Origin of the sequence: Pseudomonas sp. 43NM1, assembly GCF_002836905.1 — a bacterium.
GTDB lineage: Bacteria > Pseudomonadota > Gammaproteobacteria > Pseudomonadales > Pseudomonadaceae > Aquipseudomonas > Aquipseudomonas prosekii.
Window position 1 is genome coordinate 101264 of sequence record NZ_MKGS01000002.1, and the last position, 14508, is coordinate 115771.

12 protein-coding genes are annotated in these 14508 nt (G+C 57.3%); 8 read left to right on the forward strand and 4 right to left on the reverse strand.

The window, feature by feature from the left end; genetic code table 11:
- Positions 1 to 114 precede the first annotated feature (114 nt).
- From BI292_RS01530 to arcC, 4 genes are all read left to right on the forward strand, one after another.
- Positions 115 to 372, forward strand: a complete 258-nt coding sequence (locus BI292_RS01530) for a hypothetical protein (RefSeq protein WP_101206742.1) — start codon at positions 115 to 117, stop codon at positions 370 to 372.
- A gap of 90 nt (positions 373 to 462) precedes the next feature.
- Positions 463 to 1680, forward strand: a complete 1218-nt coding sequence (locus BI292_RS01535) for an arginine deiminase (protein ID WP_101206743.1) — start codon at positions 463 to 465, stop codon at positions 1678 to 1680.
- A 25-nt stretch (positions 1681 to 1705) separates the two neighbouring features.
- Entirely contained in the window at positions 1706 to 2704 is a 999-nt protein-coding gene (gene argF / locus BI292_RS01540) for an ornithine carbamoyltransferase (protein WP_101206744.1), read from the forward strand.
- A gap of 19 nt (positions 2705 to 2723) precedes the next feature.
- Positions 2724 to 3659, forward strand: coding sequence for a carbamate kinase (arcC, locus tag BI292_RS01545; RefSeq protein ID WP_101206745.1), 936 nt, complete (start codon positions 2724 to 2726; stop codon positions 3657 to 3659).
- A gap of 9 nt (positions 3660 to 3668) precedes the next feature.
- On the opposite strand, the gene BI292_RS01550 is transcribed toward arcC, so the two are convergent.
- The 3 genes from BI292_RS01550 to BI292_RS01560 form a co-directional block, all read right to left on the reverse strand.
- A complete protein-coding gene (locus BI292_RS01550) occupies positions 3669 to 4055 on the reverse strand; it encodes a DUF1850 domain-containing protein (protein WP_101206746.1) in 387 nt (128 codons plus the stop codon).
- Positions 4052 to 6079: a TRAP transporter permease gene (locus BI292_RS01555; protein ID WP_101206747.1), complete on the reverse strand. Its 2028-nt coding sequence runs from the start codon at positions 6077 to 6079 to the stop codon at positions 4052 to 4054. Before BI292_RS01555 ends, BI292_RS01550 begins: the two co-directional genes overlap by 4 nt.
- Positions 6080 to 6160: 81 nt before the next feature.
- Positions 6161 to 7114: a TAXI family TRAP transporter solute-binding subunit gene (locus BI292_RS01560; protein WP_101206748.1), complete on the reverse strand. Its 954-nt coding sequence runs from the start codon at positions 7112 to 7114 to the stop codon at positions 6161 to 6163.
- A gap of 240 nt (positions 7115 to 7354) precedes the next feature.
- On the opposite strand from BI292_RS01560, the gene BI292_RS01565 reads away from it, so the two are divergent.
- On the forward strand, positions 7355 to 8674 hold the full coding sequence (locus BI292_RS01565; RefSeq protein ID WP_101206749.1) for a chloride channel protein: 1320 nt from the start codon (positions 7355 to 7357) through the stop codon (positions 8672 to 8674).
- A gap of 1 nt (position 8675) precedes the next feature.
- Here the strand turns inward: BI292_RS01565 and BI292_RS01570 are convergent, their stop codons facing one another.
- Positions 8676 to 9953: a DUF2254 domain-containing protein gene (locus BI292_RS01570; protein WP_101206750.1), complete on the reverse strand. Its 1278-nt coding sequence runs from the start codon at positions 9951 to 9953 to the stop codon at positions 8676 to 8678.
- Between the two features lie 297 nt (positions 9954 to 10250).
- On the opposite strand from BI292_RS01570, the gene BI292_RS01575 reads away from it, so the two are divergent.
- The 3 genes from BI292_RS01575 (at position 10251) to BI292_RS01585 (ending at position 14463) form a co-directional block, all read left to right on the forward strand.
- Positions 10251 to 11705, forward strand: a complete 1455-nt coding sequence (locus BI292_RS01575; protein WP_101206751.1) for a TrkH family potassium uptake protein — start codon at positions 10251 to 10253, stop codon at positions 11703 to 11705.
- A gap of 161 nt (positions 11706 to 11866) precedes the next feature.
- Positions 11867 to 13741, forward strand: a complete 1875-nt coding sequence (locus tag BI292_RS01580) for a DUF294 nucleotidyltransferase-like domain-containing protein (protein WP_101206752.1) — start codon at positions 11867 to 11869, stop codon at positions 13739 to 13741.
- Positions 13741 to 14463, forward strand: coding sequence for a 3'-5' exonuclease (locus BI292_RS01585; RefSeq protein WP_101206753.1), 723 nt, complete (start codon positions 13741 to 13743; stop codon positions 14461 to 14463). The genes BI292_RS01580 and BI292_RS01585 overlap by 1 nt, the downstream gene beginning before the upstream one ends.
- Positions 14464 to 14508 lie beyond the last annotated feature (45 nt).

A 14508-nucleotide genomic window follows, 5' to 3' on the forward strand; every position in this document is an offset into this window, starting at 1 on the left:
TGTGTGTGCTGTCGAACAGACAGGCCAACGTACGGCTAACAGAATGAGGACAGATGGTCTGCCAACTCACGCTATTGAAGCGGTGGCAGGCAATAACCTGTTGAGGTACTTCCTATGACCCAGCCGTTATCAGCTGTTTACCAATACATCGTCAGGGAGCTCGCGCCCACCGAACATGCGTTGGACGAAGCACCGGTCTCCATCGTCTGCGAGCCGGTCAAAGTGCCTGGCAGTCCAAGTGCACATGGCAGGATAACCATGCATCTCGCGGCGGGCACCACGCTTGAAGAAGCGCAGGCCATCGCGAGAACGCTGCAAGCCAAGGTCAAGGGGCTGTTTCATTTGAAAGCCTCGGCAGACGAGCCTGTTTAGTTTGAGTTTGATGACTTGCCTCGGGACGGATTGGCCTGTGTAAAGCGCTTCTCGTTCATCCCCCGTGTATTTGCATAGGAAACCGACGTCATGACCGAAGGTGTGAATTCTGAAGTTGGCCGACTGCGTCGCGTGCTGGTTTGCCGACCTGGGCTGGCGCAACAGCGCTTGACGCCCGCGAACTGCCGCGACTTGCTGTTTGACGACGTGTTATGGGTGTCGCAGGCGCGCAATGAACACGACGCCTTCACCAATGCGATGGTGGAGCGCGAGGTGGAGGTGCTGGAGTTGCATGAATTACTTGCCTCCACCATGGCTGACCCAATCGCCCGTGCTTGGCTGCTTGACCGCAAACTCAGCCCTGGCACCGTCGATGTTGAGCTTGCGCAGCAACTGCGGCCATGGCTGGAGGCGCTACCGCCGCTACGTCTGGCCGAGCACTTGATTGGCGGACTGGCGCGCTCCGAGCTGCCGTTCGAACCCGAAGGCCTGCTGGCACGCTTTGCTGCCGCGTCTGATTTCCTGCTGCCGCCGCTACCCAACACGCTGTTCAGCCGCGACAGCAGTTGCTGGGTCGGGAAGGGGGTGGTGCTGTGCCCGATGCACTGGCCTGCGCGCCGACAAGAGACGCTGCTGACTGCCGCGGTCTATCGTTTCCATCCGCTGTTCGCCGGTCGGGTGACAACATGGTGGGGTGAACCAGACCAGGATCACGGCAGTGCCTGCCTGGAAGGCGGGGACGTGATGCCGCTGGGGCAGGGCGTGGTGCTGATCGGTATGGGCGAGCGCACGTCGCCACAGGCTGTGAGCCAACTCGCCCGAGCCCTGTTTGCTCAAGGAGCGGCGACCCTCGTGTTGGCCGCACAGATTCCGAAATCGCGCGGTGCGATGCACCTGGACACCGTCATTACCTTTTGCGACGTGGACCTGGTGACGTGTTTCCCGGACATGGTCGATGCGATCCGCGTGCACAGTCTGCGACCGGGCCAGCGTGAGGGCAGCCTGGACGTGCGCACCGAGAGCGGTGCTTTCCTAGGTGTCTTGGCCGCTGCGCTGGGACTGCCCAAATTGCGATCAGTCGCCACCGGTGGTGACGTCTGGCAGGCCGAACGCGAGCAATGGGATGACGGTAATAACTTGCTGGCGTTAGCGCCTGGTGTGGTGATGGGCTACGCGCGCAACACGCACACCAATACCCTGTTACGTAAAGCCGGTGCCGAGGTGATCACCGTCTCCGGTTCTGAACTGGGCCGCGGACGCGGTGGCAGCCATTGCATGTCGTGCCCGATCGAGCGCGATGCGCTCTGACATTCAACCAAATGCGGGAGTCACCATGAGTTTCAACCTGCGAAATCGTAGCTTGCTAGCACTCGAGGACTACGAGCCGGATGCAATCCGCTTTCTGCTCGACCTGGCAGCGGAGCTTAAACGTTCGAAAGCCGTGGGCAACGAACGGCCATCCCTGAAGGGCAAGAACATCGTGTTGATCTTCGAGAAGCCGTCGACGCGCACCCGCTGCGCCTTTGAGGTAGCGGTGCACGATCAGGGAGGACACGTCACTTATCTGGATGCAGGCAGCTCGCAACTGGGGCACAAGGAATCGCTAAAGGACACTGCCCGGGTGCTCGGGCGCTATTACGACGGCATCGAGTACCGTGGCTTCCACCAAAGCGTGGTCGAGGAACTTGCACGCTACGCCAACGTGCCGGTCTGGAATGGTCTGACCGATGAAAGACACCCCACCCAAATACTCGCCGACTTGATGACGATGCAGGAGTTTGGAGAGAAACCACTGCACGAGTTGAGCTTTTGCTATCTGGGTGATGCCAGTTTCAACATGGGCTGTTCACTTTTGGTGGGTGGCACAAAGATGGGCATGGATGTCCGTATTTGTGCCCCCGCCACTTTACAACCGCCCCCCGAACTGGTCGCGCAAATGCGCGAACTGGCTCGCAGTACCGGGGCACGCATCACCTTGGAGACAGACCCGTTGAAAGCGGTGGTTGGCGCCGACTTTCTTTACACCGATGTTTGGGTGTCTATGGGCGAGGACGACGCGGTGTGGCAGCAGCGTATTGATCAACTGCTGCCCTATCAGGTAACGACCGCACTGATGCAGGCCACCGGCAAGCCGCGCACAAAGTTCATGCACTGCCTGCCTGCATTCCATGGGATGGATACAGAAGTCGGTCGCCAGGTGCACGAGAAGTACGGTCTGACCGAGATCGAGGTCACCGACGAGGTGTTCGAGTCTGATGCCTCAATTGTCTTCACCCAGGCCGAGAACCGTATGCACACCATCAAGGCTGTCCTGGTGGCTACGCTCGGATGACCCTTTTCGGAGTACGCTCATGAAGGTTGTGGTTGCATTGGGTGGAAATGCGCTGTTACGACGCGACCAACCTCCAACAGCGGAAAATCAGCTAGAGAACATCCGCGCCGCCGCTCTGCAACTGGCGCAAGTGGCCGAGCAGCACGATCTGGTGCTGACGCATGGCAATGGACCTCAGGTGGGTTTGTTGGCGCTTCAGGCTGCCGCCTACGAGAAGGTGGCAGCCTACCCACTGGATGTGTTGGGCGCGCAGACTGACGGCATGCTCGGTTACCTGCTGGAGCAGGAACTCGCCAACGTGCTGCCCGCTTCGCGTACGGTCACGACGCTCATCACGCGGGTAGAGGTCGACCCGCAGGACCCTGCTTTCAGTCATCCCAGTAAGCCAATTGGACCGATGTACACAAAGGCAGACTCCGAGCGTATTGCGTCGGAAAAGAATTGGGTCATGGCGGCGGACGGTGCAGCGTTCCGGCGCGTCGTCGCATCGCCCGCGCCGTTGCGTGTACTTGGACTTCAGGCGATCCGCTGGCTGCTGGAACATGGCGCGCTCGTCATCGCCGCCGGCGGCGGAGGCATTCCGGTGGCACGCACGGGCGCGAGTGGTGATAAAAGGCTGCACGGCGTGTCTGCTGTGATCGACAAGGATCTGTGCACCAGCTTGCTCGCGCGCGAGCTTCAAGCCGACTTGCTGATCATCGCTACTGACGTGCCGGCGGTCTACATCGACTGGGGCTTACCCACGGAGCGCGCGCTCGGCGAAGTGACGCCGCAGGATCTCGCCAAATACCACTTCGCTGAAGGATCGATGGGACCGAAGGTCGAGGCCGCACGAGACTTTGTCCTCGCTACCGGCAAACGTGCCGTGATCGGTTCACTCGACCAGATCGAGGAAATGCTCGCTGGCAACGCGGGTACCCGGGTTTACCTTGCGAAAGCCAATGGTGCGGTATGACGATCAAATTCAACCTGCATCGCATGCCCACATCTGCACGGAGGGCTGATTATATGTGGGCGCTCCGACCCACTGGCTCAACGAGGAACACTGGCCATTGAAGCACAACTGGTAATCGCCAGCCTCGGGGGTTCGCCCCAAGTTAAGTGGCTGCAGAGGCGGTAAGTGACGTCGATAGTGCCAACTGCCATTTTCTAGTCGAGCATCTTCCGGAATCTCCATTCCCGCGCCGTTGCCACGTACACGAGCTTCTTCCAGTACCAGGCCTTGTTCGGTGACGCGGTAGTCCTCCTCCCAGCGAATCATTTCAATGGTGTGATTCCACGCCAGCGTGAAGTGCGAAATCGACAGCTGAGCCCACACGGCGCCGGTGAGACCCAGACATAATCCGATCATGCGTTGGTGATTCCTGCCTGACGGGACCGCCAGACGTGTTGGAGTATCAGCAATACTCCAAGGACGAAGCCCAGCTCATCAGTCAGTGGCAACGCCACCACCAGCAAGGCGCCTGCGCCCACGCACAATAAGCGCTCCCAAACAGGCATCTTGCGCTGCAAATAGCCGGTGGAGGCCATCCCCCAGAGCCCGACCGCCAACGTTGTTTTGATCAGCATGTAGGCGGTCATCCACACGTTGTCACCTTGCAGCATGAGGGCCGGGTTGTAGACCGCCATAAACGGGATGACGAACCCCGCCAGTGCAATTCGCACCGCCCACAGGCTGATTTTGAATCCTGTTTCTTTGGCGATCGGTGCTGCAGCAAAGCAGGCGAGGGCGACCGGAGGCGTCAGGTCGGCGAGGATGCCGAAATAGAACACGAACATATGCGACACGATCAGAGGCACCCCCAACTCCAAGAGGGCAGGGGCTGCGATCGAACTGGTGATGATGTAGTTGGGGATGGTCGGAATACCCATGCCCAGCACCAGGCAGGTGATCATCGTCAGTATTAGCGACAGCAACAGGTTGTCTCGGCCAATGGCCAATATGTAAACCGCAAAGGTCGAGGCCACGCCGGTCAGTGACACTACGCCGATGATGATGCCCACCAGTGCGCAGGCAATCCCTACCGGTACCGCGTGGCGTGCGCCTTCGACCAACGCGTGGAGGCAGATAGTCAGTGTTTCTCGACCGCCCTTGATGGATCCGCAGACCACTACCAGCACTGCGATGACCGCAAATATCACGGCGATCCCTAGCTGGAAAAAACCGGCGCACAGGATGCCTAGTGCTACCCAAAAAGCGCAGCGCAGGCCGAAGCTTTGCACCCTGAGGATGATCGCCGAGCCAAGAATTACGATGGCCGTCAGCGCCAGTCCAACCATGCCCGAGAATAGGGGCGTGCGCCCGGAAAACAGCAGGTAGACCAAAACCAGCAGGGGAATCAGCAGGTACCAGTTTTCCTTGACCGCACCCAGCGCGCTTGGGCATTGATCCTTGGGCAACCCCATGAGGTTGGAGCGCTTGGCTTCCAGATGAACCATCCAGAACACAGAGCCGAAATAAAGGATGGCAGGAATCAATGCCGCCTTGGCAATCTCCACGAACGGCACGTTGATGGTTTCGGCCATGATGAAAGCGACCGCGCCCATCACTGGCGGCATCAACTGACTGCCCATGCTGGAGGTCGCTTCCACCCCGCCGGCAAACGCGGCCCGGTAGCCAAAGCGTTTCATCAGCGGAATGGTGAATTGCCCCGTGGTCACGACGTTAGCAATCCCCGAGCCGGTGATAGTCCCCATCAGCGCCGACGAGGCGACCGCGACTTTGGCCGGCCCGCCCAACTTGTGACCGAACAGACCCATGGCGAAGTCGGTGAACAGCTTGATCATCCCGGCCTGTTCGAGGAACGCGCCGAACAGGATAAACAGAAAGATGTAAGTGGCCGACACATAAGTCGGCGTCCCATACAGTCCTTCGGTGCCAAAAGATAATTGATTGATGATTTGATCGAAGCCATAACCGCGATGTGCCAGCTCGCCCGGTAGATACTCGCCAAACAGGCCATACGCCAGGAACAGGCCGCAGATGATTGGCAGCGCAATGCCCATTACCCGACGGGCAGCTTCGAACACCAGGGCAACCAGCAGGATACCTATTACCGTATCGGTGGACGTCAGATCCCCCGAGCGCTGGATCAGGTCTGCCTCGAACACCCACTGATACATCGCCGTGGCAATGGCTGCGAGGCTGAGCAGCCAGGCCAGCGGCTGCCAGGGACGGTCATTGCCGTAAGCGGGGTAACTTAAAAATACCACCCAAAGGAGGAAACCGACGTGTACGGCGCGCAGAACCTGGCTTGAGAACGGTGCAAACGCAGCGGTGACGATCTGAAAAATCGAGAACAGTAATGCGACGTAAAACAATGTTTTTGGCCAGTCTCGCGGATTCGCGGAGATGCCCTGATGATCTTCACTCATTAGCTGCCTGCCTCATGACTGCATTGAAAAAGGGGCGAACCATTGGCGCAGCGAAAACCCTGACCGCTGCGCCAAACGCCGTTACAGCGCGCCTTTTTCCTTGTAGTAACGCTCGGCGCCTGGATGCAGTGCAATTGGCAGGTTCTTGGCCGCGTTTTCCAGCTTGATGTCCTTGGCCGCCGAATGAGAGTTGCCCAAACGTGTCAGGTTTTCGAACAGCAATTTGGTCATCTGATAAGCCACTTCATCTGGCACATCAGCACGCGTGACGAGGATGTTGGTGATCGCGACCGTGGGCACCGCATCAGGTTGCCCATCATAGGTATTGGCCGGAATCATTGCGCTCTGATAGGCCGGGTTGCCGATTTTTTCGACCACATCAGTCGGAACGGAGACATAGTTCAGTGGCATGACCGAGGACAGGTCGCGAATGGCCGCCATGCCCAGCCCGGAGGACTGCAGCGTGGCGTCCAGTTGCCGGTTCTTGATCAATTCGACCGATTCAGCGAAAGGCAGGTACTGCACTTTACCCATGTCTTCGTAAATCAAACCCGCCGCTTTGAAGATCGCCCGCGCATTCAACTCGGTACCCGATTTCGGTGCTCCGACAGAGATGGTCTTGCCTTTGAGGTCGGCCAGGGTCTTGATCCCCGACTCCTTGCTGGCCACGATTTGGATGTAGTTGGGGTAAGCACCGGCAATCGCGCGCAGCTTGGTCAGCGGCGCGTTGAAGCCTGCATCTGCAACGCCATTCTTCGCATCGGCCACGGAGTCACCCAGCGCCAGCGCCAGTTCACCTCGACCGGCCTGAAGCAGGTTCAAATTTTCCACCGACGCTTTGGTGGCTTGAACCGAGGTCTTCACGCCCGGGATGCCATCGCTGTAAATCTGCGATAGACCGACGCCAATCGGGTAATAAACCCCGCTGGTACCCCCGGTCAGAATGTTGATGAACACCGGTGCGGCCTGAGTTGCGGTTGTGACTGCCAAAGTTGCTGCGGCGGCCAGCAGGGTAAAGCGGCTTTTTACTCGCATGGAAAACTCTCCGTCTTGTTATGGCTGTATGCAGAGTGACTCCACTGTAGTTGATAGCGACGCAAAGGTGGCGAGTTGCTGGCCAATCTCTGCACTGGAATACTTTGGCAAGTTGACGTGCACGGCGGGCTGCGGGTGAATTGTTTTGTAATCATTTGGCCAGAGCCGGTTGGACCTCATCACTTATCCGGTTAGTCTTGCCCTTACCACAGTGCTGAACATCAATTGGAATCCACTCGGGTGATCAAACTGCTTTTATTGATTCGCCGTCGTTTTGCCTCGATCCGTTGGCGTACACGAGTCACGCTTTGGGTAGCCGCTACTCTCGCGGGGCTGCTGGTGGTGATGTTCGCCCGACTGGCCGACCTGGCACTGACGCAATTTGCCCAACAGACCGCCGAACGGCCTTGGCTGCCCTTTGTATACACACCGCTGGTGGGCATGCTGGTGGTGTGGCTGACCACACGTTTTTTTGTTGGCTCACAGGGCAGTGGGATCCCGCAGGTTATCGCCGCTACCCGTCTGGCGCACCAAGGTAAGCCGGTCGATAAGCTGGTGTCGTTACGTATCGCCTTCGCCAAGATCGGCCTGGGTACCCTGGCACTCACCGGTGGTTTTTCGGCCGGACGCGAAGGCCCTTCGGTTCAGGTCGCCGCCTCGATCATGCATTTTTTTCACCGCTACTTGCCCAACGCACGAATCATCCGCAGCGAAGACTTGATCCTCGCTGGCGGCGCAGCGGGCATTGCTGCAGCCTTCAACACGCTTTTGGCAGGTGTGGCCTTTGCGGTAGAGGAGTTGGGGCGCAAGCTGGAAACCCGAACCAGCGGGGTCTTGCTCAGCACGATTATCTTGTCGGGAATGGTCGCGATTGCCTTGCAGGGCAACTACAACTATTTCGGTCACTTCGACGTTCAAGACATCCAACTCGATATCGTTGTCCCGGTGCTGGCGATCGGTATTGGCTGCGGTCTTCTGGGCGGGTTGTTCAGCCGGATGCTGCTGTGGCCGCAGCGCCATCATCGATTTGTCGTCTGGGAATGGCGCCGCGTGCATCCCGTCTGGTTCGCCGGTATATGTGGAATGATCGTGGCGATACTCGGTTGGCTCAGTGGCGGGATGTCGTTCGGCAGTGGTTACGGGATCACATCCCAAATCATCACGTCCGATATCGGCCTGCCATGGCATGCGCCCATTACGCGTTTTCTCGCGACGGTGGTGACTTACTTTTCCGGTATTCCCGGCGGCATTTTCGCCCCCTCCCTGGCGGTAGGAGCGGCCATTGGAGCCAACGTCGCGGAACTCTTCGGACTGGCTGCACAGCCGATGATTGCTCTGTGTATGGTCGGTTTTCTGTCTGCTGTAACGCAGTCGCCGATCACGTCAGCAATTATCGTGATGGAGATGATCGACAGCCACGGTATGGTGATCAGTCTGTTGGCTGTAGCGCTGATAGCCAAAGCGGTCAGTGCCAGGATGGGGCCTGAGTTGTATCAGCAATTGGCCCGTGGTTTTTTGCACGCCCCGGACAGTGGCGCAGCCCCGCGAAAACCAGATTGAACTAGCGGATCAGTTGTCGAGCCGCGGCCCTGAGTGTTTGTTTGTCTTCCTCCAATGTCAGCGACAGGTCTGAGCGTTTGAGTAGAAGGCCTGCGTGCCTGGCACAAGTATCCTTGTACATCTCGGGGTTTATCTGCGCCAGGCTGACAAGCGCCTTCATCATGCGCAGGTCTACTTCGAGCAAGCTCGCGCCATCTCTGGCAATCGGCGCAAAAAAGTCATCGAACAGATCATCTACAGTCAGGCCGCGGAGGTAAACCTGCTCGCAGTCTTCATCGATTTTCGCTGCGGGGTCTTGTGGTTTACCCCAGCAGGAGAGGCTTCTGACCCCCCGGCCAATGACGTCAATGGCAGTCCCTGGGTCGTTGACTGCCGGCGACAAGGCGCGAGAGGCGATTTCCGACAGCACCGACAACCCGAATCGGGGATCGTGTTCAAACGTTCGGCGTACGTCAATGGTCAACGCGGCGAGGATTTTTTCGGTGCTGGCGTGCAACTCGTCTACGCGCTCCGCGTTCAAGCTCACGGTTCGGGCGAGCGGCATGCCCAGATGCACAAAAGTTCCCGGAAGGATGTCCAGAAAAACCTGTATCTCGTCTGCTTTTGCAACGGCGCCTAACGCGTGCACGTCGATATGTTGGACGTACCCGGTTTGGTGACTGGTGATTGTTTGAGCAGAGACTGGAATCATCCACTCGGCAGGGTAAGCGGCACCGCCCAAATGAGGCCATTGGACCCTGTTGTTAATGGCGTCGATTATCGCCTGTTCGACACGATCAATGGTTTCACCCACCCGTCCGAGTTTGGACAGGTGATCGATCCAGCGCAGAAGCGTGTAAACAATCAGAATCACCACGGCGATGGTCACCGCAAATAGCAGAACCCTTCCTTGTGTTCCGTAGGCCCCGGTACTCAGCGCAATGATTCCCACCAGGCTAAACAGAAATGAGCCGATAAAGGTGGCGAGGGCATTTTGCGTGGTGGTGTCTTCCATCACCAGTGTGGTGGCTCGGGGCGTCACACCACTGCTGGCTGCACCGTAGGCGGTTACCATCGTGCTTAACGAAAAAGTGGTCACTGCGAGCATGCTTGAGGCGATGATGCCCAGGATCTTGTCGACAGCGTCGGCGCCGATACGGGCGGGCAATGATTCGGGAATGTAGTCTTTGAAGACAACGGCGAGCAACGCTGTTGCCACGCCTAGCAGCGAAAACAGCGTGGCTCTGAACCATAGCCGTTTGGTCAGTTGTTGTAACAGCCAGCGCCAGCGAGCGATCATTTTTCATACCTTTTGATAGTGGGGTGATCAGTCAGTGGTTTCAGGTTCCGGTCAGCAAAGACGGGAGGTGACTCTCCTTGGTTGGGTTCTCATGAGTAAGGATGGTTCATTCAGCAGTCACCCTAGCCGCAATCTTCAAATAAACCCTTGGGAGAATAAAGTTTTGAGGTGGACGTACCCCTTAATAGGCGAGAATCAGGCCGACGCATTGCGATCCTGCTGATCGCACTTGGAAATTGCGGACCCAGGAGGCGTAGCTTCCGATATCGCGTGGCACACATTTGTCAGGTTACTTCTATGTCGATCGCAGCAATACGGCTCATTGGCTTCATCTTAGGTATTTTTCTTATTACGTTGGCCGTCAGTATGGCTATTCCCATGATCACGTTGGTGGTCTATGAGCGCCGCGACGATCTGTCAGCCTTTCTCTGGTCCAGTTTGATTACCTTCATCTGTGGTCTGTTATTGGTCGCTCGTGGGCGCCCCGATACTGCGCAACTTCGTCCGCGAGATATGTACTTGCTGACCACCGGCAGTTGGGTGGTGGTGTGTACCTTCGCTGCGTTGCCGATGGTCTTTATCAGCCACATCAGTTACACCGACGCTTTTTTTGAAACCATGTCTGGTATCACAACTACCGGTTCAACGGTACTGAGTGGTTTGGACACAGCCTCTCCTGGATTGTTGATCTGGCGTTCGATGTTGCACTGGTTGGGAGGTATCGGCTTTATCGGTATGGCTGTGGCGATCCTTCCTCTATTGCGAGTGGGCGGCATGCGTCTTTTTCAGACAGAGTCTTCAGACTGGTCGGAGAAAGTGACCCCGCGCTCCCATGTGGCAGCCAAGTACATCCTTTTCCTCTATCTGGGGCTAACGGGCGCCGGAGCACTGGCGCTCTGGATGGCCGGAATGACGCCGTTTGAAGCAGTCAACCACGCCATGTCGTTGATCTCTACCGGGGGATTCTCAACCTCGGACGCGTCACTTGGGCATTGGACACAGCCAGCTATTCATTGGGTAGCGGTGGTGATCATGATTCTGGGCAGTCTGCCCTTTACCTTGTATGTCGCGACATTGCGCGGTCATCGACGTGCGCTATTGAAAGATCATCAGGTGCGCGGATTTATCGGGTTCTTGATCGTTACGTGGCTGGCGGTGGGGACCTGGCTGTGCTTTCACAGTGATTACGGATGGTGGGATGCGTTTCGTATCGTGGCAGTCAATGTGACCTCGGTCGTCACGACCACCGGTGTTGCGGTAGGCGATTACACCTTATGGGGCAGCTTCGCCGTCCTGCTCTTTTTCTATCTGACCTTCGTCGGTGGATGTTCAGGCTCCACGGCCGGTGGTCTCAAGATTTTTCGGTTTCAGGTGGCTGCCGCGTTACTGGTCAGTAGCTTGAAACAACTGATTCATCCACGGGCAGTGATTCAGAAAAAGTACAACGGCCATCCGATTGATGAGGAGATCGTGCGCTCACTTTTGACCTTTTCGTTTTTCTTCACGATCACGATTGCCGCTATTGCCCTGGGCCTGGCTCTGATTGGACTTGACTGGACAACAGCATTGAGCGGCGCCGCTACGGCGGTGTGTAACGTAGGGCCAGGGCTTGGCACGATCATTGGGCCGGCAGGTAATTTTTCATCATTACCTGATTCCGCAAAATGGATATTGACCGTTGGAATGCTCCTTGGAAGGTTGGAAATTCTGACGGTGCTGGTGCTCATAACGCCTGTGTTCTGGAGATATTGACCTCAGCCGTCAGGGAACACGGAGGTGGGGAGTTACTTGATCACTGCCAAAGGTTGAACAACGTGACTGGATATGATCTGGTAAGCGCTGTCTTCAGCGCGCCAGCTCCCCCAGGCCTGTGCAAGGCACAGTCATCTTTTTTTGATCATCTCCGAGGTTCCATGCAAATCGAGTTACAGGAGATTCGCGACCACCTTCATCGTTTTCCTCCCTTTGATCAGTTGCCTCAGGAGTCGCTGGACGCAATAGCCCAGCGTATCGACGTCAGTTATTTCAAGGCCGGCAGCGATATCCTTGTGGCCGGTGCCGTCATTCAGGATTTGCACTATGTGCGCAGCGGTGCCGTGGAGATTTATCGGCGCAACGGCGATCTCTATAACCGCCTCGTCGAGGGCGATATCTTCGGGCAGGCGGGTTTATTACGCAGCAACAAAGTTCGTTTTCCTGCCAGAGCTCTGGAAGACAGCCTGATCTACTTTATTCCCGCCGATATGTTCGCAGAGTTGTGCGCGCAGCATGATGCGTTCGCTGACTTCGTCGAGGCTGAAGGCCACTCAAGGCTACAGACCGCCGTCGAGGCGCAGGGCCGCGCGAGTGAGCTGATCCAACTGAAATGCCGCGCCTTGATATCGCGTGAACTGGTGTGGGTGACCAGCGACACTTCAGTCCATGAAGCGGCGAAAGTGATGACAGAGCAAAGCGTATCTTGCGTTGTGGTCATGGGGCCTGAGGGGCGGCAAGCGGAAATGGTCGGCATTGTCACCGACCGGGATCTGCGGACCCGAGTGGTCGCTGAAGGGCGAAGTGACAGCGCTACATCCATCAGCGAGATAATGTCGGAGGACCCCGTTGCAATCCAGGCCGATGACTCGGTATTCGAGGCCATGCTGGTCATGTTGCGACGCAATATCCATCACCTGCCGGTCGCCTATAAAGGCAAGACGTTAGGTCTGATCAACCTGCCGGACATCATTCGGTATGAGTCCCAGAGCAGCTTGTACCTGGTCAACCGGATTTCCAATCAAACCTCAGTCGAGGGCCTGCGATCACTGTTGCGTGATCTGCGTGCAACTTACATCCGCATGGTGCGCGACGGCGCTACAGCGCACATGATCGGGAGCGCGATCGCAGGTGTTGGCCGCGCCTTCATCCAGCGCCTGATCGAGTTGGCGGAGAAACAACTGGGGCCGCCGCCCGTGCCGTATTGCTTCATGGTGCTGGGGTCGATGGCCCGAGACGAGCAGTTGCTGGTGACCGACCAGGACAATGCCCTGGTACTCGATGATCGATTCGACCCCGTTCAACATGACGAGTACTTCAAGCGCCTCGCCACATTTGTCAGCGATGGCCTGGCTGTCTGCGGTTATAGCTATTGCAAGGGTGGAATCATGGCCACCAATGATCAATGGCGGCAACCGGTGCGGGTTTGGCGCGCTTACTTTGAGCAATGGATCGAAAAGCCCAATCCGGCGACCTTGCTTAACAGCTGTATTTTTTTCGATCTGGACGGGGTCTATGGTCAACTGGAGTTGGTGCAGGAACTCAAGGACTTGTGCGCTCGCAAGTCCAGTATCCATCCAGGATTTCTCCACGCCATGGCCCGGATTGCGCTTAATCGGACGCCGCCGCTGGGTTTCTTCCGCACGTTCGTGGTGGAAACAGACGGCCGGCATAAGGGCATCATCAACCTCAAGGGCCGAGGCACTGCGCCGCTGACCGACCTTATTCGCATCCACGCACTTGCTTGCGCAAGCACGGCGCAAAACTCCTTTGATCGCCTCGATGCAATCAGCAACACCCAGCTCATGCCACCGGACGCGCTGATGCAACTGCGTTACGCCCTGGAGTTCCTGTCCATGGTACGGATCCGGCATCAGGCCGACGCGTTGGAGCAAGGCACCATACCGAACAACTACATCGAGCCAGAGCGGTTCTCCACCAGCGAACGGCATAACCTCAAAGATGCGTTTCAGGTCTTGAGTAACGCGCAGAATTTCTTGCGATTCCGTTACCCACTCAAGGGGCGGCAATCGTAATGAGCGCGGTGAAAGTCAATCGACAGTTCGAAAAAATAGACTGGGCTGCAAGGTTTCAGGTATTGGCGGAGGAGGTGAGTCATCCCCACCTGAAAAAATTCTATCAGGCCGGGGCTGTGCCGGCACACACCTTAATAGAGCATGTGCAACTGCTGGCGATGGACATTGAAACGACCGGTCTCGATGCCGAATCCCACAGCATTGTCAGCATTGGACTGATCCCGTTCACGCTGCAGCGGATATATTGTGGTCAGGCTCTGTATTGGGTCATACAACCGCCATCAGAGCTTAACGACCAGTCGGTGACGTTCCACCACATCACCCACTCCGACATTCTGGACGCCCCGGGACTTTCCGAGATAGTCGGGGAGCTGCTGGAAGCCATGGCCGGTAAAGTCATGGTCGTGCATTACCGAAACATAGAGCGGGGTTTCCTCGATCAGGCGCTTCGCCTTCTGTTGGGGGAGGGCGTGCAATTTCCGGTTATCGACACGATGCAGTTGGAAGCACGAATGCATCGACAAAAACGAACGTGGCTCGACCGATTGCTGCGCCGGCCCAGGCGTTCAATTAGGCTGGCCGACAGTCGCGCGCGCTACAACCTGCCGGCTTACCACGCGCACCATGCCTTGACCGATGCCCTGGCGGCTGCCGAACTGTTGCAGGCGCAAATAGCCAACCACTACTCACCGTCGACGCCGATTGAGGCACTGTGGAATTGAGGTCGCCTCTCAATCACTGAGCAGTCGATCTCAGGGGCATCGATC

Coding starts and splice junctions, on each gene's coding strand:
- BI292_RS01530 (WP_101206742.1), top strand. CDS start 115: ATGACCCAGCCGTTATCAGCTGTTTACCAATACATCGTCAGGGAGCTC.
- BI292_RS01535 (WP_101206743.1), top strand. CDS start 463: ATGACCGAAGGTGTGAATTCTGAAGTTGGCCGACTGCGTCGCGTGCTG.
- argF (WP_101206744.1), top strand. CDS start 1,706: ATGAGTTTCAACCTGCGAAATCGTAGCTTGCTAGCACTCGAGGACTAC.
- arcC (WP_101206745.1), top strand. CDS start 2,724: ATGAAGGTTGTGGTTGCATTGGGTGGAAATGCGCTGTTACGACGCGAC.
- BI292_RS01550 (WP_101206746.1), bottom strand. CDS start 4,055: ATGATCGGATTATGTCTGGGTCTCACCGGCGCCGTGTGGGCTCAGCTG.
- BI292_RS01555 (WP_101206747.1), bottom strand. CDS start 6,079: ATGAGTGAAGATCATCAGGGCATCTCCGCGAATCCGCGAGACTGGCCA.
- BI292_RS01560 (WP_101206748.1), bottom strand. CDS start 7,114: ATGCGAGTAAAAAGCCGCTTTACCCTGCTGGCCGCCGCAGCAACTTTG.
- BI292_RS01570 (WP_101206750.1), bottom strand. CDS start 9,953: ATGATCGCTCGCTGGCGCTGGCTGTTACAACAACTGACCAAACGGCTA.
- BI292_RS01575 (WP_101206751.1), top strand. CDS start 10,251: ATGTCGATCGCAGCAATACGGCTCATTGGCTTCATCTTAGGTATTTTT.
- BI292_RS01580 (WP_101206752.1), top strand. CDS start 11,867: ATGCAAATCGAGTTACAGGAGATTCGCGACCACCTTCATCGTTTTCCT.
- BI292_RS01585 (WP_101206753.1), top strand. CDS start 13,741: ATGAGCGCGGTGAAAGTCAATCGACAGTTCGAAAAAATAGACTGGGCT.